The organism is Corynebacterium sp. NML120713 (assembly GCF_001875735.1).
Lineage (GTDB): Bacteria > Actinomycetota > Actinomycetes > Mycobacteriales > Mycobacteriaceae > Corynebacterium > Corynebacterium pseudogenitalium.
The window spans coordinates 194,162-215,138 of the sequence record NZ_MLCR01000013.1 but is presented as its reverse complement, the minus strand read 5'-3'; the positions used below and the strand labels follow the sequence as shown (position 1 = coordinate 215,138).

At 59.2% G+C, this 20,977-nt stretch carries 20 protein-coding genes; 8 read left to right on the top strand and 12 right to left on the bottom strand.

Going from position 1 to position 20,977, the window contains the following annotated elements; genetic code table 11:
* Window positions 1-591: 591 nt before the first annotated feature.
* Window positions 592-4,305: a multifunctional oxoglutarate decarboxylase/oxoglutarate dehydrogenase thiamine pyrophosphate-binding subunit/dihydrolipoyllysine-residue succinyltransferase subunit gene (locus BJP06_RS07370; protein ID WP_071573360.1), complete on the top strand. Its 3,714-nt coding sequence runs from the start codon at window positions 592-594 to the stop codon at window positions 4,303-4,305.
* Window positions 4,306-4,398: 93 nt separating this feature from the next.
* Here the strand turns inward: BJP06_RS07370 and BJP06_RS07365 are convergent, their stop codons facing one another.
* Window positions 4,399-5,142, bottom strand: coding sequence for a hypothetical protein (locus BJP06_RS07365; RefSeq protein ID WP_071573359.1), 744 nt, complete (start codon window positions 5,140-5,142; stop codon window positions 4,399-4,401).
* A 49-nt stretch (window positions 5,143-5,191) separates the two neighbouring features.
* Entirely contained in the window at window positions 5,192-5,737 is a 546-nt protein-coding gene (locus tag BJP06_RS07360) for a general stress protein (RefSeq protein WP_071573358.1), read from the bottom strand.
* 60 nt (window positions 5,738-5,797) lie between these two features.
* Between BJP06_RS07360 and BJP06_RS07355 the strand changes: the two genes are divergently transcribed.
* Complete coding sequence (locus tag BJP06_RS07355) at window positions 5,798-6,946, top strand: Mrp/NBP35 family ATP-binding protein (protein ID WP_071573357.1); 1,149 nt, start codon at window positions 5,798-5,800, stop codon at window positions 6,944-6,946.
* 17 nt (window positions 6,947-6,963) lie between these two features.
* Here the strand turns inward: BJP06_RS07355 and tatB are convergent, their stop codons facing one another.
* From tatB to sigE, 3 genes are read right to left on the bottom strand one after another with little or no spacing between them, the layout of a single operon-like run.
* On the bottom strand, window positions 6,964-7,377 hold the full coding sequence (tatB, locus tag BJP06_RS07350; protein WP_071573356.1) for a Sec-independent protein translocase protein TatB: 414 nt from the start codon (window positions 7,375-7,377) through the stop codon (window positions 6,964-6,966).
* A gap of 10 nt (window positions 7,378-7,387) precedes the next feature.
* On the bottom strand, window positions 7,388-7,729 hold the full coding sequence (locus BJP06_RS12440; protein ID WP_369822243.1) for a zf-HC2 domain-containing protein: 342 nt from the start codon (window positions 7,727-7,729) through the stop codon (window positions 7,388-7,390).
* A gap of 44 nt (window positions 7,730-7,773) precedes the next feature.
* Window positions 7,774-8,397 carry an RNA polymerase sigma factor SigE gene (gene sigE / locus BJP06_RS07340; RefSeq protein WP_071573354.1) on the bottom strand — a complete coding sequence of 208 codons (624 nt, stop codon included), beginning with the start codon at window positions 8,395-8,397 and terminating at the stop codon, window positions 7,774-7,776.
* Between the two features lie 101 nt (window positions 8,398-8,498).
* Between sigE and BJP06_RS07335 the strand changes: the two genes are divergently transcribed.
* Window positions 8,499-9,191 carry an O-methyltransferase gene (locus tag BJP06_RS07335; RefSeq protein ID WP_255365817.1) on the top strand — a complete coding sequence of 231 codons (693 nt, stop codon included), beginning with the start codon at window positions 8,499-8,501 and terminating at the stop codon, window positions 9,189-9,191.
* 70 nt (window positions 9,192-9,261) lie between these two features.
* On the opposite strand, the gene glgC is transcribed toward BJP06_RS07335, so the two are convergent.
* A complete protein-coding gene (glgC, locus tag BJP06_RS07330; protein WP_071573353.1) occupies window positions 9,262-10,485 on the bottom strand; it encodes a glucose-1-phosphate adenylyltransferase in 1,224 nt (407 codons plus the stop codon).
* A gap of 121 nt (window positions 10,486-10,606) precedes the next feature.
* Here glgC and glgA point away from each other — a divergent pair, with 121 nt between their 5' ends.
* Both glgA and BJP06_RS07320 read left to right on the top strand, forming a co-directional pair.
* The gene (gene glgA / locus BJP06_RS07325) at window positions 10,607-11,764 is read left to right on the top strand and encodes a glycogen synthase (RefSeq protein WP_071573352.1); all 1,158 of its coding nucleotides are present in this window, start codon (window positions 10,607-10,609) and stop codon (window positions 11,762-11,764) included.
* 24 nt (window positions 11,765-11,788) lie between these two features.
* Complete coding sequence (locus BJP06_RS07320; protein ID WP_071573351.1) at window positions 11,789-13,177, top strand: GH32 C-terminal domain-containing protein; 1,389 nt, start codon at window positions 11,789-11,791, stop codon at window positions 13,175-13,177.
* 7 nt (window positions 13,178-13,184) lie between these two features.
* On the opposite strand, the gene BJP06_RS07315 is transcribed toward BJP06_RS07320, so the two are convergent.
* The 6 genes from BJP06_RS07315 to BJP06_RS07290 are packed head-to-tail and all read right to left on the bottom strand — an operon-like array spanning window position 13,185 to window position 17,008.
* On the bottom strand, window positions 13,185-14,054 hold the full coding sequence (locus tag BJP06_RS07315; protein ID WP_071573350.1) for an SAM-dependent methyltransferase: 870 nt from the start codon (window positions 14,052-14,054) through the stop codon (window positions 13,185-13,187).
* Window positions 14,055-14,086: 32 nt separating this feature from the next.
* The gene (locus BJP06_RS07310; protein WP_071566913.1) at window positions 14,087-14,254 is read right to left on the bottom strand and encodes a DUF3117 domain-containing protein; all 168 of its coding nucleotides are present in this window, start codon (window positions 14,252-14,254) and stop codon (window positions 14,087-14,089) included.
* Window positions 14,226-14,582 (bottom strand): hypothetical protein, encoded by a 357-nt coding sequence (locus BJP06_RS07305; protein WP_071573349.1) that lies wholly within the window; start codon window positions 14,580-14,582, stop codon window positions 14,226-14,228. The genes BJP06_RS07310 and BJP06_RS07305 overlap by 29 nt, the downstream gene beginning before the upstream one ends.
* A gap of 9 nt (window positions 14,583-14,591) precedes the next feature.
* Window positions 14,592-15,365 (bottom strand): glucosyl-3-phosphoglycerate synthase, encoded by a 774-nt coding sequence (locus BJP06_RS07300; RefSeq protein ID WP_071573348.1) that lies wholly within the window; start codon window positions 15,363-15,365, stop codon window positions 14,592-14,594.
* Window positions 15,365-16,201: a dihydropteroate synthase gene (gene folP / locus BJP06_RS07295; RefSeq protein WP_071573347.1), complete on the bottom strand. Its 837-nt coding sequence runs from the start codon at window positions 16,199-16,201 to the stop codon at window positions 15,365-15,367. Before folP ends, BJP06_RS07300 begins: the two co-directional genes overlap by 1 nt.
* 3 nt (window positions 16,202-16,204) lie before the next feature.
* Complete coding sequence (locus tag BJP06_RS07290; protein WP_071573346.1) at window positions 16,205-17,008, bottom strand: TIGR00730 family Rossman fold protein; 804 nt, start codon at window positions 17,006-17,008, stop codon at window positions 16,205-16,207.
* Between the two features lie 126 nt (window positions 17,009-17,134).
* On the opposite strand from BJP06_RS07290, the gene BJP06_RS07285 reads away from it, so the two are divergent.
* From BJP06_RS07285 to BJP06_RS07275, 3 genes are all read left to right on the top strand, one after another.
* Window positions 17,135-18,073: a succinyltransferase gene (locus BJP06_RS07285; RefSeq protein ID WP_071573345.1), complete on the top strand. Its 939-nt coding sequence runs from the start codon at window positions 17,135-17,137 to the stop codon at window positions 18,071-18,073.
* Between the two features lie 93 nt (window positions 18,074-18,166).
* Window positions 18,167-19,597, top strand: a complete 1,431-nt coding sequence (locus BJP06_RS07280) for an amino acid permease (RefSeq protein ID WP_071573344.1) — start codon at window positions 18,167-18,169, stop codon at window positions 19,595-19,597.
* Window positions 19,594-20,964 carry an amino acid permease gene (locus BJP06_RS07275; protein ID WP_071573343.1) on the top strand — a complete coding sequence of 457 codons (1,371 nt, stop codon included), beginning with the start codon at window positions 19,594-19,596 and terminating at the stop codon, window positions 20,962-20,964. The genes BJP06_RS07280 and BJP06_RS07275 overlap by 4 nt, the downstream gene beginning before the upstream one ends.
* The last annotated feature ends 13 nt before the right edge of the window (window positions 20,965-20,977 follow it).

Sequence of the window (20,977 nt, the reverse complement as noted above, 5' to 3'; positions counted from 1 at the left end):
GCCAATATGGTTCGCCCCGCCTCCCCCGTAACCGAGGCGGGAGCGACGCACTTCCAACCTTTGCCTACCCCCGGTAGCACCTCTGCTTTAGTTGGAGAACTACATCTCCGCCTCCCCACCACCGCGTCGCCCAGACGCGGGATTCGCTCGACATCAGCGCCTGCAGATCCCTCGCGGTGGCAAGGCGTTCGGACCACCCCGATCGGACACTTCCCGATAACTGCCACCACGAATGCTTCTCGACGCCCTCTCCGCACCGCACGCCAGACCATGATCAGACCTTGCCCTATTCGTCGCTTCGCAACAGCCTCACGCGCGCAGACAACGCGATGAGCGATCAATCTGGGTGCACTCCGAATACCGTTCAGGTACTTGTTGACGATTGAGGACGTATCATTGATGACGGTTCTCATGAGACCCTTCTCACTCAGAACGGAAGATATGCCCATTTGTGGGTTATCTACCGCTAAAGGGGGTAGATCTCACACGTACGAGGGCTTTTCGGGAATGTAAGGTAGCACTACCTAATCCCAGACAATTAAAGTCGTTGAAAAGTTACATACAACCCAAGAAGAGAGGCGAGCACCTGCCGTGAGCAGCGAAGATACCTTCGGCCAGAACGACTGGCTGGTTGAGGAGATGTTCCAGCAGTACAAACAGGATCCCAACTCCGTCGACGCGGAGTGGCGTGATCTTTTCGAGAAGAAGGGCACCCCATCGGCAGCGGCAAGCACCCCCGCGCCTAACCGTTCGTCGAAGACTGCATCAAGCGCTGGCAGCTCCACGAGCGCCCCTAGCCAGGACGGCCGCGAAACCCAGGTCGACCGTGCAGCAAACGAGGCAGCACCGAAGCGCGCGAAGAAGCCAGCTCCTTCCCCATTAGACAAGCTCGACAGTGTGAAGGTCACCCCTGGAGAAGAACAGCTCAAGGGGGCATTCCGTGCTATCGCGAAGAACATGAACGAATCGCTTGAGGTTCCGACTGCCACCACAGTGCGTGACATGCCGGTCAAGCTCATGTTTGAAAACCGCACGCTGATTAACGAGCATCTCAAACGCACCCGCGGCGGCAAGGTTTCGTTCACCCACATCCTTGGCTACGCCATTATTCAGTCCACCAAGCTGCACCCGGACATGAACAAGAGCTACAAGGAGGATGGCAAGAAGTCTTTCGCGGTACAACCGGAGCACATCAACCTTGGCCTCGCGATTGACCTGCCGCAGAAGGACGGGTCTCGCTCGCTGGTTGTGGCAGCGATTAAGGAGTGCGAGAACAAGTCCTTCTCGGAGTTCGTCGCAAGCTACGAGGATATTGTTCGCCGTGCTCGTGACGGCAAACTCACGATGGACGACTTCTCCGGTGTGACAATCCAGCTAACCAACCCAGGCGGTATCGGTACCCGCCACTCGATTCCGCGCCTAACGAAGGGCCAGGGCACCATCGTTGGTGTTGGCGCAATGGATTACCCGGCAGAGTTCGCGGGTGCCAGTGAGGATCGCCTGGCGGAGCTGGGCGTCGGCAAGCTTGTGACGCTTACCTCCACGTACGACCACCGTGTTATCCAGGGGGCAGAGTCCGGCGAATTCCTCCGCGACATTTCGCAGCTGCTGGTTGATGACAAGTTCTGGGACTCCATCTTTGAGTCCTTAGAGATCCCGTTCCACCCGATGCGCTGGGCGAAGGATCTGCCGAACTCCGGTGTGAACAAGGACACCCGTGTCATGCAGCTCATCGAGGCCTACCGCTCCCGCGGACACCTCATCGCTGACACGAACCCGCTGCGCTGGCGCCAGCCGGGCCTGCAGCAGCCTGACTCTCGTGACCTGCTGATGGAAACCCACGGCCTGACGCTGTGGGACCTCGACCGCACTTTCCACGTTGGTGGTTTCGGTGGCAAGGAAACCATGACGCTGCGTGAGGTGCTCTCCCGCCTGCGCGCCGCGTACACACTGCACGTGGGTGCCGAATACACGCATATTCTTGACCGTGACGAGCGCGAGTGGCTCCTCGAGCGCATCGAGGCCGGCATGCCGAAGCCAACAAACCCTGAGCAGAAGTACATTCTGCAGAAGCTCAACGCTGCCGAGGCGTTCGAGAACTTCTTGCAGACGAAGTATCTCGGCCAGAAGCGCTTCTCCCTTGAGGGCGCAGAAACCCTTATCCCGCTGATGGATGCGGTGATCGATACTGCCGCGGGTCAGGGCCTCGACGAAGCCGTTATCGGCATGCCTCACCGCGGCCGCCTGAACGTGCTGTTTAATATCGTCGGTAAACCTGTTGCCACTATCTTCAACGAGTTCGAAGGCAACATGCAATCGGCGCAGCAGGGTGGCTCCGGTGACGTGAAGTACCACCTTGGCTTCGAAGGCAAGCACATCCAGATGTTCGGCGACGGCGAGATCAAGGTATCGCTGGCAGCTAACCCATCGCACCTTGAGGCTGTTGATCCGGTGCTCGTCGGTATCGCCCGCGCGAAGGCTGACACTCTGCGCGAAAACGGCGTCCGCGACGACAACCCTGTGGTTCCAATCATGCTTCACGGCGACGCAGCGTTTGCTGGCCTCGGCATTGTGCAGGAAACGCTGAACCTGTCCCGGCTGCCCGGCTACTCCGTCGGTGGCACGATCCACATCGTGGTCAACAACCAGATTGGCTTCACCACAACGCCAGATTCCGGTCGTTCTTCCTACTACGCAACCGACCTGGCGAAGGGCTTCAACTGCCCGGTGTTCCACGTCAACGGTGACGACCCTGAAGCAGCCGCATGGGTGGCGCACCTGGCAACTGAGTACCGTCGTGCCTTCGGCAAGGACGTCTTCATCGACCTCATCTGCTACCGTCTGCGTGGCCACAATGAGGCTGACGACCCAACCGTGACGCAACCAGTCATGTACGACCGCATCCACTCCCACGACTCGGTGCGTACCCGCTACACCAAGGACCTCATCGGTCGTGGCGACATCACACACGAAGAAGCCAAGATCGCGGCGCAGGACTTCCACGACCAGCTCGATGCAGTCTTCTCCGACGTGAAATCTGCGGAGGGTAAGCCAAGCGACCAGACCGGTATCACGCACTCGCAGGAACTGACACGTGGCCTGGACACCTCGATCAGTGAAGAGACGTTCAAGCGTCTCGCAGATGCGTACGGCAAGCTGCCTGAGTCGTTTGAGCCGAATAAGCGTCTCAACAACGTGATTAAGAAGCGCGGTGGTTCATTCGAAAACGGCGATATCGACTGGGGATGGGGTGAGCTGCTCGCCTTCGGTTCCCTTGCAGAGCAGGGCAAGTTTGTCCGCCTCGCAGGTGAGGATTCGCAGCGCGGTACCTTCACGCAGCGCCACGCAGTGCTCTACGACCCGAACGACGGCACCCCATACAACCCACTCGACGCGAATGCGGAAGCACAGGACAACGGTGGCCGCTTCGAGGTGTTCAACTCAGCACTGACTGAGTACGCTGGCATGGGATTCGAGTACGGCTACACCCTCGGTAACAAGGACGCGGTCGTCGCATGGGAGGCGCAGTTCGGCGATTTCGCCAATGGTGCGCAGACCATCATCGACGAGTACCTGTCCTCCAGTGAGACCAAGTGGGGCGAGCTTTCCAGCATGATCGCACTGCTGCCTCACGGCTACGAGGGCCAGGGCCCTGACCACTCCTCTGCCCGCATCGAGCGTTTCCTCCAGCTTGTCGCTGAAGGCTCGATGACGATTGCCCAGCCGACCACGCCTGCGAACCACTTCCACCTGCTGCGCCGTCAGGCACTCGGTGATATGAAGCGCCCGCTCGTTGTCTTCACCCCGAAGTCGATGCTGCGCAACAAGGCCGCTGTCTCACAACCTGCGGACTTCATCGAGGTGGAAAAGTTCCAGTCGGTGATCGACGATCCCGCGTTCGTTCAGCGCGGCAACGTCAAGATCGACGGTGCGGGCCACGACAAGGTCACGACGATCTTGCTGTGCTCGGGCAAGATCTACTATGAGCTGGAGAAGCGTCGTACAAAGGATAAGCGCGACGACGTCGCCATCATCCGTATCGAGATGCTGCACCCAATCCCGTTCAACCGCATCCGGGACGCGTTCGAGAATTACCCGAACGCGAAGGAGATCCGCTGGGTGCAGGACGAGCCAGCAAACCAGGGCGCATGGCCGTTCTACAACGAACACCTGCACACGCTGATCCCTGAGATGCCTGAGATGGTCCGTGTCTCTCGCCGCGCGCAGTCGACCACTGCGACCGGTGTGGCAAAGGTCCACCAGGAAGAGGAGAAGACTCTGCTGGATGAGGCGTTTGCGAAGTAGGTAGCGCTACGAGTAACAGTCCCCCAACCGCTCACCGCAGTTGGGGGCACTTCATTTTTCTTAACGGGCCGGGATAGTCCCTTTTGAGGTTGGCTAGGGAGCGGTCGTCGGCTCGGCTTCCCCGCCGTTGGCGTCGGGGTTCTCAATGTTGATGCTTGCGTATTCGCGTAGCCAGTCCGCAGTCACGAAACGTGGCTGCTTCCCCTGTGCAACCTCTTCACTCATCTCCTCTAACTGGGTAGTACTGATCACACGCGTCATCGCGTTGATACGCCTGACTTCTTTGCGGGCGAACTTGGACTTGTAGAAGAGCGGAATGATGCTATTCGGAAGGTGCTCGAGTTCCACCTTCGATGCGCATCCCTGTGCTGGCGAAGGGTCTACCGTTTGGATGTTGCCAGGTAGCGCACCTGCAAGCCGATCAAACGTCGCTTCTGATGGGTCTTCACCTTCGAGACGATCGTACACAATGTCGCTCTCGAGCGCCTTCGCCCCGTGCGGGTCCAGCGACCCCAAGAGGTCGCCTGAGCATGCCACCACCAGGTCAACGTCCTCTTCTTGCAGCAGCTCAGCCGCGTTTCGGTCGTAGACGTCATTCAATGGGACTACCCCGGCCGAGTGCCCCATCGCTTTGATGATTTCGTAGTAGATCTCCCCCAGCACCACCTGCTCAGGTTCCGAAGAATCAATCCCAATCTTGACGATGCTGCCACGCGATTCACCATTGACGAACTTGACCGGTGAATCTGAATCATCGGCACAACCAGCTAACCCGCCCACAAGGCTCGTTGCCAGCACTGTTGCAATCAGCGTGCGGCTAGGACGCAGGGATACCATAAACACCTTCTTCGTAGTGCGCTCGAGTGAGCCGAGAAACAGAGCTAGTTTAGCGCGTAGCGTCGTCATTGGTCGCGTCGTCGTTCGCTATCTCGGTTGGCCGCACTGTACCGTTTTGCGGGCGCATCGCGGCGATCATGTCACGCGCCCGCCGCGCCGAATCAGGCGCGCACAACACATCGTATCGGCGTGCAACGATACTGGTCGCAGAGGCAAAGTCGCGCTTGCCTCCCGTAAAGGCGTAGGCGATCGCAGCGAAGATCGCGCCGAACACACCGCCCATCGCTACGCACGAGACGAAGATGCCCCAGCCGCCTTCTTCTGCGAACAAGGAAAAAATAATGCCGATGAACATGCCCATCCACAGGCCCGACAACGCACCTCCCCCGAGTACTTTGCCCCAGGTGAGTCGGCCAGTGATGCTTTCAACCTGCATTAAGTCCACGCCGACGATTGTGAGCTTTTCTACCGGAAACTCTTTGTCCGACAGAGTGTCAACTGCCTCCTGTGCTTCTTGGTAGGTAGTGAAGCTTCCCACTGGCCACCCCGTTGGTACCTCTCGTGCTACCAGGCGATTGTTGTTGAGTTGGGCCATGCCTCGTCACTCCTCTGCTCGTACGATCATCCAGCTTCTCTGACTATACTGAAGCCCGTTATGGCTAACGTAGAACTCATTTCAGAATCACAAGTCCGAGAAGCACTCGCCCGCGTCGACGACCCCGAGATTGGCAAGCCCATCACCGAGCTCGGCATGGTCGAGTCCGTACGTATCGACGGCCCCAACGTCACTGTCGGCATTTACCTCACCATCGCAGGCTGCCCAATGCGCGACACCATCGAAAACAACGTCCAAGCTGTCGTTGAGGAAATCGACGGCGTAGAAAACGTGACGGTCACGCTGCACACAATGAGTGCGGAGCAGCGTCGCGAAATGGCGTCGAAATTGCGGGCCCAACAGCCCAGCCCAGACATTCCGTTCGCCGACCCGTCCTCGCGTACCCGTGTGTTCGCGGTGGCTTCGGGCAAAGGGGGCGTCGGCAAGTCCTCGATGACCGTGAACCTCGCTACCGCAATGGCGGCGCAAGGCCTCAGCGTCGGAGTTGTCGACGCCGACATTTACGGGCACTCCGTACCGGGTCTCCTCGGCTCCTCTGGTTTGGGGCCGACGGTAGTCGAAGACATGATCATGCCGCCGATCGCTCACGGCGTGCGCCACATCTCGGTTGGTCAGTTTGTGGAGGGCAATGCTCCTGTGGTGTGGCGTGGCCCGATGCTCACCCGCGCTATTCAGCAGTTCTTGTCCGACGTCTACTGGGGCGATCTGGACGTGCTCTTCCTCGACCTGCCACCGGGGACGGGTGACGTCGCGATCACGGTGGCGCAACTCATCCCGAATGCTGAGCTGCTCATCGTCACCACGCCACAGGTTGCCGCAGCCGAGGTTGCTGAGCGCGCCGGCACAATCTCGCAGCAGACGGAGCAACGCATCGCAGGCGTGATTGAAAACATGGCAGGGATGGTCATGCCGGATGGGTCCGTCATGAACATCTTCGGTGAAGGTGGCGGCCAACAGGTTGCCGAGCGCCTCACTGCACTCACTGACAGCGATGTACCGCTGCTCGGTTCTATTCCGCTGGACCCGAAGTTGCGCGAAAACGGCGACGTAGGAACACCAGTCGTCACCGCTGACCCAGATTCTCCTGCTGCAACTGCTATCCAGGAGATCGTTGCCAAGCTGAAGATTCGCCGTGATTCACTTGCAGGCAAGTCCCTCAACCTTGGCGTCAAGCACACCGAGGACTAATCAGGCTTAGCGCCAAGCTAAGTGACGTCAGCCCAGGAAAAGCCCCCACCACTGGGCTGGCCACCATCCTCCGGTCTTTGCTTCGACGAAGGCCGCGGTGGCTGTTGCGTTGGCAGCTTGTCGTCTTCCATCATCTTGCGAGGGTCAAAGCTTTCCAGGAACTCCTCGTCATCCTCGAAGAACAGCTTCGCCATAGCACGCTTCGGCCCCATTGATGCGTACTGCGACACCGTATCCAGCGGTTTCCGAAGTTCCTCAAACTCTTCGAGTTCGCCATTCAGTTCACGCTTCGCGTTATTAATTGCCTTGCGGGCAGCGTAAATCGCGGCCCGAACATCTTCGATAACGCTAGGAAGCCGCTCGGGTCCGATGACAATGAGGCCAATGATCAGGATGAAAAAAATTTCACCCCAGCCAATACTGGAAAACACGGATCACATCCTACTCTCGGTGTCGCAGCGCCCGGAGCGTGGCATCAACAGCAGCGACAAGAGGTGACCGCTCCTTGTGGTGTGGTTCTTCATCGCATGCTTCGTCTGGCTGCACCTCGTGGCACAGCCCGCTCAGCTTGGCCACCAACGAATCGGGTGCTCGCAAGTTGTCGTCGTTGCAGGCTTTCACACGTGCTGAGGCCCTTCGTTGTGCAAGGACGTCTTGGAAGCACTCCGGGCATTCCACCATGTGTTTTATGGCGCGACGAGCTGCGGAACGTGAGAGTTCTCCGTCTGCGAAAGCAGCGATCGCTTCGGGGTTCAAATGCTCAGTGGAACAAAACGCTCGCACGGTAACGCTCCTTTCGCATCGATGGTCGGCGACTGCCTCGCGCCCTAGCGTAGCCGAATTAATTCTTCCGTGGCGACGTCGTGTCGTGCCTGCTCCTCGAGCGATTCCCGTAGTTGGGTACGACCACGGTGAATACGTGAACGAACGGTGCCCATCTTGACGCCGAGCGTCTCAGCAATTTCCTCATACGTCATGCCGACAACATCACAGAGCACGACTGCGACGCGAAAGTCTGGACTGAGCTCGTCGAGCGCGTGCTGCAACGCGGGATCAAGGTGCGCGACGCTGTACGCTTGCTCGGGCGTCATGTCCGTCCCCGGAACACGCTCATAGTCTTCCGGAAGTGCCTCCATCCGAATCTTCGTGCGGTGGCGCACCATATCGAGGAAGAGATTCGTGGTGATTCTGTGCAGCCATCCACCAAACGCACCGGGTTTGTAGCTCTTCAGATTCCGAAATACCCGGATGAATGTCTCTTGGGTGAGATCTTCCGCGTCGTGCTGGTTACCGGAAAGGCGGTATGCGAGGCGGTACACACTGTCAGCGTGTTCCGCGACAAGGTCCTCCCACGACGGCATCGCCCCTACCCCGGCATCGAATGCAGCCGTCCCGCGCAGTTCTTCGAGCGCGACAGAATCATGGTGAGCGGCGACATTATCGGGTTGCATGCCTCATATTGTGGCAGATTGATATCGCATTCTCCAACGAAAAATCGTAAAGGTTACTGCATGCGCGTAGCGCACACGCTGCGAGCGCAGTTCCGGTTATGATGTTGACTGTGAGTGCGACCGCTTTTGATCAGTTGACGAATTACATCCATCAGTCTTTCACTGATGACGAGCAGCAACAGTTTCCTGCTGCGTTCCGCGAGGCATTGAAATACGCCAGTGTCGAAGCGCAGGAAAACGGTGTGCGTGCGCCGTCTCTCATCGTCGGCACGCTGCTCTCTACACTCGCAGCCACCTGCCCGAGTGGTCAGTCCCAGGGAGCGGTCGCGATCACCCCTGCAGCCGGGGTTGTCGGCCTGCACCTGCTGCGCGGCCTGCCCGAGCGCGCTTCTCTTACCTGTATCGAGCCCGAAGTCACGCTGCAAACCGGGGCCAAAGAAGCCTTCCGCGCCGCCGAGTACCCGGCGTCCCGCACGCGTTTCCTGACAGCACGACCACTCGATGTGATGGGCAGGCTAGCAAACGAGGCGTACCACCTTGTGTACGCCGATGTTGCACCGATCGAGTTCACGGCGGTCATTGATGCCGCGTGGCCTCTCCTGAGCAACGGCGGCACGCTCATTCTTGCTGACTCCTTGTTGGACGGCACCGTCAGCGATTCCACCCGCAGGGACCGTGAGACCGAAGCCGCCCGTGAAGCCGACCGGTACGTGAGCAGTCTCGCCGCTGACTATGGCGCACTCGTGGCGCGCCTGCCCCTCGATGGTGGCCTGACCATCGTCACCAAGCGCTAACGCAACGTACGCACACGCAAGGCCCGCCCGGACTTTTCTTTGTTTCGGGCGGGCCTCCTCTGTGGCGCAGCTATTCCTGCACCACCTGGTTCTTACCGACGACCACTACGCCATTTTCCGAAACGGTGTAACGCTTGCGGTCCTTCTCAAGGTCCACGCCGATGATTTCGCCGTCGGCGACGTAGACATTCTTATCGAGGATGCAGTGGCGAACCACCGCCCCCTTACCGATGCGAACGCCCGGCATCAGTACGGAGCCTTCAACTGTCGCACCTTCCTCAACTCGCACGTCGGTGGAGAGCACGGAGTTTCGTACCGTCGCGCCAGAGATAATCGATCCAGACGCCACCATCGACTCCTGTGCAATGCCGCCCACGACGAATTTCGCCGGGGGAAGGTTACCGTCTTCGGTGGAGTGGATCGGCCACGTCGAGTTATACAGGTTGAACACCGGGTACGAAGAAATAAGGTCCATGTGCGCCTCGTAGAAAGAGTCAATGGTACCGACATCGCGCCAGTAGCCCTTGTCACGTTCCGTAGCACCGGGTACTTCGTTCTGGGAGAAGTCGTATACGTTTGCTTCACCCTTGCTCACGAAGTACGGGATGATGTCGCCACCCATATCGTGATCGGAGTCCTCGTTCTGTTCGTCCTCGAGTAGCGCTTGGATAAGCGGCTCAGTGGAGAACACGTAGTTGCCCATCGACGCAAACGTCATATCTGGATCGTCTGGGGTCCCTGGTGGGTCCGCAGGCTTTTCAAGGAACTCGGTAATCGTGCCGTCCTCTTCCGCCTGGATACAACCGAATGCTGTGGCCTCTGAGCGCGGAACGCGAATGCCCGCCACCGTTGCGGCCTTGCCGGACTTGATGTGGTTTTCCACCATCTGCGACGGATCCATCCGGTAGACGTGGTCAGCGCCGAAGACGAGCACATAATCCGGCTTGTCGTCGTAAATGAGGTTGAGGGACTGCACAATTGCGTCTGCAGAGCCGTTGTACCAGCGCTTCCCACGACGCTGCTGGGCCGGCACCGATGCGATGTACTGCGGCGTTGGACCGGACACATTCCAGGCTGTCGCCACGTGTCGGTCCAACGAATGCGACTTGTACTGCGTCAACACAGCGATTCGCATGTACCCAGCGTTCACTAAGTTCGACAGAACAAAATCAATTAGTCGATAGTTGCCTCCAAACGGGACAGCAGGTTTGGCACGGTCAGCGGTCAACGGGAACAAGCGCTTCCCTTCGCCTCCGGCAAGGACAATTGCAAGTACTCTAGGCTGGCTTCTCACGTCTTCGAGCCTATTGAAAAATTCGTGACCTTGCAGCGTTTTCCCTCCTAAAGTGGGCAGCGCTACATTTCGGTTTTCGCTTCCCTGCACCGATGCCAATTCGTCACTATGCTCGTGCGGTATGAGAGTCGGAATGATGACCAAAGAGTATCCGCCTGAGATTTACGGTGGAGCCGGCGTGCACGTCACGGAACTCACGCGCTTTATGCGAGAGATCGTTGACGTCGACGTTCACTGCATGGGCACTCCCCGCGACATGAAAGATGTTTACGTCCACGGAGTCGACCCGGCACTTGCAGATGCCAATGGCGCCATCAAGACCTTGTCGACGGGCCTTCGGATCGCCCACGCTGCCAACAATGTGGACGTGGCCCACTCTCATACCTGGTACGCGGGTCTCGGTGGCCATCTCACGGGTCTCCTCTACGACGTCCCACACGTTGTTACTGCTCACTCTTTAGAGCCTGACCGGCCGTGGAAACGCGAGCAGCTCGGAGGAGGCTACAACGTTTCGTCGTGGAGCGAGAAGAACGCGTTCGAGAACGCTGACGCGGTGATCGCGGTTTCGGCTGGAATGAAGGAAGCAATCCTCCGTGCCTACCCGAGCATCTCTGCGGACAAGATTCACGTCGTGCTCAACGGCATCGACCCCGCAAAGTGGTACCCGACCGAGGGAACCGTCCTGACAGACCTCGGCGTCGACCCTTCCAAGCCAATCGTCGCATTCGTTGGACGCATCACTCGGCAGAAAGGCGTCCCGCACCTGCTGAAGGCCGCGTCACACTTCGACGAAGATGTTCAGCTCGTGCTGTGCGCGGGTGCACCAGATACTCCGGAGATTGCCGCGGAGACGAAGGGGCTCGTCGAACAGCTGCAGTCCGAGCGCGACGGGGTGTTTTGGGTGCAAGATATGCTGCCAGCAGAGAAAATCCGCGAGGTATACTCCGCAGCCGATGTCTTTGTGTGCCCTTCCATCTACGAGCCATTAGGCATTGTGAACCTAGAAGCGATGGCGTGTGAGACCGCGGTCGTGGCATCCCGCGTCGGCGGCATCCCCGAGGTCATCGTGGACGGCGAGACGGGCGTGCTGGTGGACTATGACAAGACGCAGCCCGAAGCGTTCGAACGCAACCTCGCCGAGGCAGTCAACCGCGTCGCCGGTGACAAGGATCTGTCACGCAGGCTAGGTCACGCTGGCTTGGCACGCGCCCGCAATGACTTCTCCTGGCAGACAATCGCACAAGACACTGTCAAGATCTACGAACAGCTCACGAAATAATGCAGGGGTGAACACCACTTAACGATGAGTACTTTCCGACCAGAACTTCACGTCACCGCAGAAAGTGGCATCCTCGAGGGGCCAGCCGGTGTCATTTTCGATGGACGCGAAGGCGAAAACAACTGGCACATTTTCTACCAGTACCGCCCAACGCCGGACTCTCCAAGCCGTTGGGGCCACAACATCAGTGAGGGCGACCCGTTTAGCTGGGTTGAATGCAACGATGCGATTGTCCCGGCCGGTGGTGAATCAGCTGTCCGTGCAGGTGCTGTAGTTGGCGCGCCGGAAGGCATCTACCTGTACTTCACCTCAGCAACCGCTGCTGGCAACACCATCCAACTGGCCCATGCACCTAAACTCGAGGGATTGGGCGACGAGCTCCTCGAAGATCGAAATGCTACACCTGGTGTGCAGCGGCTTGGCGATATCGTTGAGGACACGCCGGAATACAACAACTTCCGCTCGCCGTGTGTCGTTCCTGATTGGAAAAACGACGAACGCGAAGAGCATGACGGTTGGCTCATGCTCGCTGTGACTGGCAGCATCGATTCCCCGAAGCCGGTAGTGCTTCGATCAGAAGACGGCATCGAGTGGCGCTTCGAAGGACCGCTCACATTTGACGGTGATCCCGGCATCGATCTCGATGAAACACTGGTCGCGCCACGCATTTGTCGGCTGCGCGACGAAGTGGACTCCAGGATCTATGATGTCTTCTTCTTTACTCTGGAGAGGGACGGTAAGGATCGCTCTGCCTATATCATTGGCAAGCTGGAGGACAACACGTTCCGAGTCACCACGCCTGCGCAGGCGCTCGATTTCGGCCATGATTTCACCCGCCCTCGCAACACCAACTACCTGCCGGTAGCGATGGACCCGTCGCAGCGATACCAAGGCACCTATCTCTTTGGTTTCATGACTCCGTCTGGCCGCCAAGGCTCCCCGACAAAGGAAGCAAACTGGGAGGCTGAAGGCTGGGCAAATACGCTCACCCTTCCCCGCTATGTCACGCTCCAGGACGGTCACCTCTACCAGGTGCCGGCGCCTGGGCTTCCCGAGGCGGTGAGCACCACTCGCGGCGCGCATCTCTGGACCGCCCTGTGCGAGATCCCCACCGGAGGCAGTGTCGTCGCGGAGATCATTGACGGTAATGGTGAGGTCGCCGCACGGGTCACTCACCGTGGTAACAAAATCACCGTCGATCGATTCGACGGCCAGGTAGCCAAAGCAGAGATCAGCGAAGACGAAGAAGACACCATCACGGTCATCGTGGACGGCTCAACCCTCGAGGTCTACGCCGACGGCGGTGCAGTCGTCATGTCCTCACGCATCTGGCCGGAGAACGGGTCCATCGGCATCCGCTCGCGCGCGAAAGAAGGCGCCACCATTTTGAACGAGTGGCGCCGCAGCCGATAACCACTGTTTAGTTGGACGCCTTGCGCAGACGCACCAGCTGCGCATGCGCAGTCACGGTCATGTGATCTGGCAAGGCATCCAGACGACGCGCCAACTCGCCACGCTCGATATGGCGCGCGGACGGGCTCATGCCCACCTGTGCCGCGATGGATTCGCGGCACAGGCACATCGGAAAGACAAGCTCTTGTGGATCTTCAGCCAGCTCTAAATGCCCTTCAGCCTGCTCGACTAGACGGTCCAGCTTGCCTGGTTCCACGCCTAATATACCGAGTGGCTCGCGTAGTTCGTCGAGGTGGCCCTGGTCCGCAATGAGCGCGATAACCTGTCCATCATCGGCCAGCACTCGAGCGAACTCCGCAGGGTTGCGTGGGGCGAACACCACCGTGATTGCGTGGACGCCCCCAGTGGCGATGGGCAGCTGCTGCCACACATCAGCAACGATCGAGCCAATGCGCGGGTGTGCTTTCGCTAAATACTTCGCTGCTGGAACCGAGATATCGAGCCCGACGCCACGGGCGCCCAGCACGGAGTCAAGCGTATGCGAAAGGTAGTAGCCGGTCCCCGCACCGACCTCAAGAATCACGGGGTGATCTTCCTCTGGCGCGCTGAGGTCAAGCACATTTTCTACGTGCTCAGTCATCGCTTCAACAAATGGGGCGAAGTGCCCTTGCGACAAAAATGACTCGCGGGAGAGGATCATCTCCAACGAGTCACCAACATGTTGCAGGCCTTTCCCACTCGCCAACGTGACGTAGCCTTGCTTCGCCACATCGTAAGAGTGGCCGCTTTCGGAAACGAGGCGTGAAAACTCTTCTTCGCCACGAAGAGGAGTAAGGTCTATGGGATCTGCCAGCACATCAATTATGTCTTTGAGCATGCTGGGTATATTACCTTAAGTTTAGAAAATTCTTATCCTACGGCTTCGATCAGAAGATTACCGAGTTCAGCGGCCTCTTCCTTGCTCATCTCAATCACCAGACGGCCACCTCCGTCGGACGGAATTCTCATGACGATCTTCCGGCTTTCCTCAGCGGCTTCCATTGGTCCATTACCGGTGCGCGGCTTCATTGCTGCCATCTGTCGCTTCTCCTTCAGTCAAAACGTTTGTATCCAATACTACGCTGTTTTCGGTCAGCTGACTGATAGCAGGCGCAAACCCGTATTTCTGTCCGAGCGCTGTGAGCAGGTCATCAACCTGGTCCATCCGGTAGCCTCGGTGCACTACTTCAAGGTGTACATCGCCAATGTTGCCCTCTTCAACGGCGAGACGGTTCGCGGACTTCACGTCCTCGGTCTCCATCATCGGGGGCAGCTGTTCACCACGCCCAAACAGTTGTGCAAAGAGCAAAAAGCCGAGCACGCAAAAAGTGGCGATGGCGATAATCAGGATGATCCAAGAAAGCATGTCATCATACTAGCGGTCAGCGCGCGAAATTTCGCACCAGGGCGGTCGTTGAACTGTCTTCAACCCTGAGTCAGCCTGACCTAGCGCCAACGCTCGATCAATAATTGTCGAGGCCACCACCTCTGCCATTGGTCCCAACTCCGCCAAAGGGCGGTTGCGGTGTACCCGGCTCCCGAGGTCCACCTCCGCAATTGCACTGCGGCCGTACCTGGAATAAGTATCAATAAGCAGACCAGACTCAACACCGTAACCAGCAACGAACGGCAGCTGCAACGCTGTGTCTCGCCGAATCGCGTATTCGCCGGACAGTGGCTGACTGATATCGCCCAGATCTGGGAAAAACCTACGCAGGAGCGGTTTTGCGGTGAGCTCGGTGACTCGCCCGCCACCCGTTGGATTCCCGTGTAGCGCACGCACGTAGCGGGCTTTCACCAGTTGTATTTCCGGGTCCTGGAGAGGTGCTGCAAGGACATCAATCCACCACGGCTGTAGGGATGTGACGTCGGCATCGATGAATACAACGTGCTCGCCACGTGCTGCCTTCACGCCTCGCCACAAGGCTTCACCCTTGCCTTCCTGTGGCTCAAGGGGGCTCACGTCACGCCAGTTGACCACCCTAGCCCCCGCGCGTGCCGCGATCGTTGCTGTGTGATCAGTTGAATCTGAGTCGATGACGAGGACCTCGCCACCGGCAAGGACCATGTTGGATGCACGGCAGCGTTGCACGACCTGCCCGACGGTTGCGGCCTCGTTGAGGGCCGGGATGACAACACTGACGCGCACTAGGCAAGCCCCCGCACGGTATTCAGTGGCGCCATTCTGCCTTGGATGGCGGCGGTCATCCGGATGACGTCGAGGGTCTCGGCGACTTCATGGACGCGAAACGCCGCGACGCCTCGCGCCGCGGACCACGCCGTGGCGGCGAGTGTTCCTGCGACGCGCTCCCCAACTGCGCGGTCGAGCGTTTCGCCGACGAAGTCCTTGTTGCTGAGAGCCATGAGGACGGGCCACCCTGTGGCAACGAGCTCATCGACGCGGCGTAGCAGCTCGAGGCCGTGGAACGTGTTTTTGCCGAAGTCGTGGGTCGGGTCGATCATCACGAGTTCCTCAGGCACGCCGCAAGCGACTGCGCGTTCGGCTAGCGCGGTGGTTTCACGGATGACATCGGCCACGACGTCGTCGTAATGCACGCGGTGCGGGCGGGTACGTGGCACTGCACCACCTGTATGGGAGCAAACGTACCCGACACGGTGTGCTCCAGCGACCTCGACGAGCTCTGGGTCGTAACCTGCCCAGGTGTCGTTAATGAGGTCAGCGCCGGCACCGATTGCGGTCTCAGCGACATCGGCGCGCCAGGTATCCACGCTAATGCGGACTGACGGGTGACGCTGCCGAATACCCTGGATGACCGGCACTACCCGCTCGATCTCTTCTGCGGGGTCGACCTCATCCCCGGGGCCCGCTTTCACCCCGCCGACATCAACGATCGACGCACCTTGCGCAATCACGGTATCCGCACGGTCGAGCGCTTGCTCGATCGCAAACGTCGCGCCTTTGTCATAGAACGAATCGGGCGTCCGGTTGATGATGGCCATCACCTCTGCAATGCGGCAGTGCATGTTTTAGGCGTCCTCGGTGTCGGTATCTCGTAGTCGAGCGTCCGTCATCACCTTGTGCGCGTGCACGATGTGCGCGATGGCGTCGTCGACGGAGTCGGTGACGTAAAACAGGGATTCGTCGCCTGGCGAGATCAGACCGCGGCCCAGCAGCTGCTGTTCAATCCAGGCAACCAACCCAGACCAGAATTCGGTGCCCATCAGGACGATCGGGAAGTTCGTCACCTTTTGCGTCTGCACCATCACGAGTGTTTCAAACAGCTCGTCCATCGTTCCGTACCCACCTGGCAGTGCGATGAACGCCTGCGAGTACTTCAAGAACATCGTCTTGCGGGCAAAGAAGTATCGGAAGTTCAGACCGAGGTCGACCCAATCGTTGAGGTTTTGCTCAAATGGCAGTTCAATTCCGAGTCCAACCGAGATCCCGTCAGCATCGTGGGCACCGCGGTTCGGGCCTTCCATCAAGCCTGGTCCCCCGCCGGTAATCACCGCGTAACCCGCGTCGACCAGCGCTTTGCCCACCTCACAGGACAGTGCATACTCCTCAGTCCCCTCGTTGAGACGGGCGGAGCCAAACACGGTCACGGCCTTCGGCAGAGCGCTTAGCGCATCAAAGCCCGCTACAAACTCAGACTGGATCCGCATCACGCGCCACGGGTCCGCATGCTTCCAGTCGTGGTCACTGTAGCCCAAGGATTCCAAGAGGCGCCGGTCGTGCGTCGTCGGTTGTTCGGCGTCTGCGCTGCGCAGCATGATCGGCCCACGGAGCTTTCGGCCTTTATCCGGACGTGGGGACTTGTGAGGTGCCATGGTTCCTTCCTTCCTCGGTGCATGCTGGGTTCGGCGTTGGATTCGACTCTGCCAAAAACTCCTGCGGGAGGCCAACGGTCCCCGGCTTTTCGGCCAAGTCCAACACATTGCGTCTGTACGTTTAAGATGACAAGCATGTTACAAGGAGCGCAGGCCACAGGTATTGCCAATATTTCTCTGGACGGGACGGTACTCGACACCTGGTACCCCTCACCTTCAATTATCGACGACCCCTCCGGCCTCACCTCCGGGTCCCGACGAGTGAGCGCACACGAGCTCGGCGATGCGTTTTTGAGCCTGGTCGGTATGGACTCTGACCGCCTGGTCGAACATGTGCCGGTGCGCACCACAATCGCGGACCTTTCCCAACCTCCGGTGGATGCCCACGACGTATACCTCCGGCTCCACCTGCTCTCCCACCGTCTGGTACGTCCTTTCGAAGTTAACATGAAAGACTGCCTCGAACATCTCGAACCGGTGGTGTGGACGAATAAGGGCCCGTGCTTGGCCGATAACTTCGAGTTCGTGCGAACTCGCCTGCGTAGCAGGGGCAACATCCACGTCTACGGCATCGAGCGACTCCCCCGTATGGTCGACTACGTCGTGCCAACAGGTGTCTCAATCTCTGAGGCGGAGCGCGTGCGCCTCGGAGCCTACTTGGCTCCGGGAACGACCGTGGTCCGCGAAGGCTACGTCTCGCACAACTCCGGCGCACTTGGACCGGCGAAAATTGAAGGACGGCTTTCTTCTGCTGTCACGGTTGGTGAGGGCACCGAGGTTGCGTTGTCGGCAGTGTTGATGGCCATGCGCGGCAGTGGGCATAACCGGGTTCCGTTGCGAGTGGGCCGCAATTGCGTACTTCACCCCGCATCGGGTGTACTCGGGGTAGATCTCGGGGACAACTGTGAGATCGGTGTCAATGTGATGCTGGAGCCGTCGACAATTATCTACGACACAAGAAATGAGACACATATTCCAGCAAATGAGATCGCTGGTCAGAGTGATATCACCATCAGCCAGGAGCCCGCGAGCACAACGCCGGTACTCCGCGCACGAAACAGCTAACGCTCAACTTTTGCGGGCCGAGTTGGCCCGCCACGCAACGACACGTCGATAAATGATAGGCATGAAGCCACATGAGTGTTTAAGGTAATTGCCATGTCTTTGAAAGCTTCTTCGGTTGTTGCCCCCACTCGGGCGTCGACATCCCTACAGCGCGGACTCAAGACCCGGCACCTCACCATGATGGGCCTCGGCTCAGCAATTGGTGCCGGGCTCTTTCTCGGCACTGGTGTGGGTATCGCCGCAGCAGGCCCCGCCGTTATTATTGCCTACATGATCGCGGGCGCAATCACCGTCTGCATCATGCAGATGCTCGCGGAGATGGTTGCCGCTCGCCCGTCCTCCGGAACGTTTTCCACCTACGCGGAGCAAGCCTTCGGCCCGTGGGCCGGCTTTGCTATCGGCTGGCTGTACTGGTTCATGATGATCATGATCATGGCGGTCGAGATCACCGGTGCTTCCGCCATCATTGCTTCCTGGCTGTCTGTTTCTCCGTGGATCCCAGCCTTGACAGCAATTGTTATTTTCACGGCGATCAACTTTGCCGCGGTGCGAAACCTCGGCGAATTCGAGTTCTGGTTCGCGTTGATTAAGGTCACCGTAATTTGTCTCTTCCTCGCCCTCGGCGTAGCGCTGTGGCTGGGGCTATTGCCAGGAACGTCGTTCGTCGGCACAACCAACATTGCCGAGTTCGGGTTCATGCCGAACGGCTGGGGTGGCGTCGCTACGGCGCTGCTCGCGGTTGCGTTTGCATTCGGCGGCATCGAACTCGTCACGATCGCCGCCGCCGAATCAGAAGATCCAGAGGTCGCAGTGCATTCCGCGATCCGCTCCATTATTTGGCGCATCGGCATCTTCTACATTGGTTCCGTCTTGCTTATCGTCCTGCTGCTGCCGTATGAGGACATCGGTGGGGCGAACGACGCCTCCGAGTCCCCATTCACCGCAGTACTGCACCTGGCGAACATCCCGGGCGCGGTAGGGATCATGGAGGCCGTCATCGTCATCGCGTTGCTCTCCGCGTGCAACACGCAGATCTACGGCTCCTCAAGGTTCCTGCACAACCTCGCCCTGCGTGGCGACGCCCCCGAAGCCTTCGCACGCACCGACCACCGTGGCGTACCGATGCGTGCCGTGATCCTCTCCGTGTTCTTCGGCTTCGTGGCTGTCGCACTGCAGTACTGGAACCCGCCGGGTCTGCTCGCATTCCTGCTCAACGCCGTCGGCGGCTGCCTGATCGTGCTGTGGTTTGCCATCACTTTCTCCTTCCTGCGCATCCACCCGCAGCTGGTGAAGGGAGACGAGATCACGCACGTCCGCATGTGGGCGCCAGGCGTGCTGCCGTGGGCGACCGTTGTCCTGGCGGGCGCCATCGTGGTACTCATGCTGACCACCCCTGACGGTCGCTTCCAAATGTTCGCGGTAGCAGTCGTCGTGGGCATCATTTCAATCGCTGGCGTCCTCTGGACCCGCACCGACACTTTCCAACAACGCGCTAAGGACGCCGTCGAGAGGAACATTCGATGACTACACAACACAACGCTGAAACAGACGACGCCACGCTGGGGACCGGCCTCAAATCGCGTCACCTAACCCTGATGGGTTTGGGCATGGCGGTAGGCGCTGGTCTCTTCCTCGGAGTGGGCGTCGGCATCCGAGCCGCAGGCCCCGCCATCTTGGTCGCGTACGCGATCGCAGGCCTGATTGTTGTCTCGGTTATGCGTATGCTCGGCGAGATGGCTGCAGCCCGCCCATCCTCCGGCTCGTTCGCAACGTACGGGCGCCAGGCGTTCGGCCACTGGGCAGGCTTCCTGCTGGGCTGGCTCTACTGGTTCCTCCTCATCATGGTTGGTGGCGCCGAGATCACCGGCGCAGCCGCAATCATGTCCGGCTGGTTTGACGTCCCACAATGGGTTCCGGCGCTGGTCACGGTGGTATTTTTCGCCGTCATCAACCTCGCGCAGGTGAAGGGCTTCGGTGAGTTTGAGTACTGGTTCGCCATGATCAAAGTGGCCGTCATTCTCCTCTTCTTGGTCATCGGCGCTGCGCTTTTCCTTGGCATTCTCCCGGGCCACGACTTCGTTGGCTTGGACAATGTTCGGGAGTCAGGCTTCATGCCGAACGGCTTCGCCGGCGTCGCCGCTGGGCTGCTCGCCGTGGCGTTCGCTTTCGGCGGCATCGAGGTTGTCACCATCGCGGCGGCGGAGTCGGAGAACCCCGCACAGGCCGTCAAGCGCGCGGTCAACTCCATTATCTGGCGCATCGCGCTGTTCTACATCGGAAGCATCATCGTCATCATCTTGCTGATCCCATACGCACAGATCGACGGCGCCGACTCCGCGGCGGACTCACCATTCACGCAGGTGCTCAGCATGGCAAACATCCCAGGCGTGGTCGGGTTCATGGAGGCCGTCATCGTCCTGGCGTTGCTCTCCGCGTTCAATGCCCAGATTTACGGCACGTCTCGCCTCGCCTACCAACAGGCGCTCGAAGGCGACGCGCCGCGCTGGCTTCGCGCCACGAACAAGAACGCCGTCCCAATGAACTCCGTATTGGTGTCGATGTTCTTCGCCTTCGCCGCAGTCGGCCTGCAGTGGTGGAACCCACCAGGGCTGCTCGACTTCCTCATGAACGCCGTCGGCGGCTGCCTCATGGTCACCTGGGTGATGATTACGCTGAGCTATATCCGCCTCCACCCGCAGATCAAGCACTCCGCGGTGCAGGTACACGGTGCAAACTGGGTGCCATGGGCAACGCTGATTGCGCTTGTGGGACTCACAGTCCTCATGCTTTTCGACGCCTCCACCAGAGGCCAAATTATCGCGGTCCTCATCGTCTCCGCGGTATTGATCGGCGCATCTTTCCTGGTGCGCCCATCCAAGGAAAGCGTCTAACGGGCAAGCAAAA

What these genes read in the sequence shown, in the direction of transcription:
- BJP06_RS07365 (WP_071573359.1), bottom strand. Translation starts at nt 5,142, where the DNA reads ATGGTATCCCTGCGTCCTAGCCGCACGCTGATTGCAACAGTGCTGGCA.
- BJP06_RS07360 (WP_071573358.1), bottom strand. Translation starts at nt 5,737, where the DNA reads ATGGCCCAACTCAACAACAATCGCCTGGTAGCACGAGAGGTACCAACG.
- BJP06_RS07355 (WP_071573357.1), top strand. Translation starts at nt 5,798, where the DNA reads ATGGCTAACGTAGAACTCATTTCAGAATCACAAGTCCGAGAAGCACTC.
- sigE (WP_071573354.1), bottom strand. Translation starts at nt 8,397, where the DNA reads ATGCAACCCGATAATGTCGCCGCTCACCATGATTCTGTCGCGCTCGAA.
- BJP06_RS07335 (WP_255365817.1), top strand. Translation starts at nt 8,499, where the DNA reads ATGTTGACTGTGAGTGCGACCGCTTTTGATCAGTTGACGAATTACATC.
- glgA (WP_071573352.1), top strand. Translation starts at nt 10,607, where the DNA reads ATGAGAGTCGGAATGATGACCAAAGAGTATCCGCCTGAGATTTACGGT.
- BJP06_RS07320 (WP_071573351.1), top strand. Translation starts at nt 11,789, where the DNA reads ATGAGTACTTTCCGACCAGAACTTCACGTCACCGCAGAAAGTGGCATC.
- BJP06_RS07315 (WP_071573350.1), bottom strand. Translation starts at nt 14,054, where the DNA reads ATGCTCAAAGACATAATTGATGTGCTGGCAGATCCCATAGACCTTACT.
- BJP06_RS07310 (WP_071566913.1), bottom strand. Translation starts at nt 14,254, where the DNA reads ATGGCAGCAATGAAGCCGCGCACCGGTAATGGACCAATGGAAGCCGCT.
- BJP06_RS07305 (WP_071573349.1), bottom strand. Translation starts at nt 14,582, where the DNA reads ATGCTTTCTTGGATCATCCTGATTATCGCCATCGCCACTTTTTGCGTG.
- folP (WP_071573347.1), bottom strand. Translation starts at nt 16,201, where the DNA reads ATGCACTGCCGCATTGCAGAGGTGATGGCCATCATCAACCGGACGCCC.
- BJP06_RS07290 (WP_071573346.1), bottom strand. Translation starts at nt 17,008, where the DNA reads ATGGCACCTCACAAGTCCCCACGTCCGGATAAAGGCCGAAAGCTCCGT.
- BJP06_RS07285 (WP_071573345.1), top strand. Translation starts at nt 17,135, where the DNA reads ATGACAAGCATGTTACAAGGAGCGCAGGCCACAGGTATTGCCAATATT.
- BJP06_RS07280 (WP_071573344.1), top strand. Translation starts at nt 18,167, where the DNA reads ATGTCTTTGAAAGCTTCTTCGGTTGTTGCCCCCACTCGGGCGTCGACA.
- BJP06_RS07275 (WP_071573343.1), top strand. Translation starts at nt 19,594, where the DNA reads ATGACTACACAACACAACGCTGAAACAGACGACGCCACGCTGGGGACC.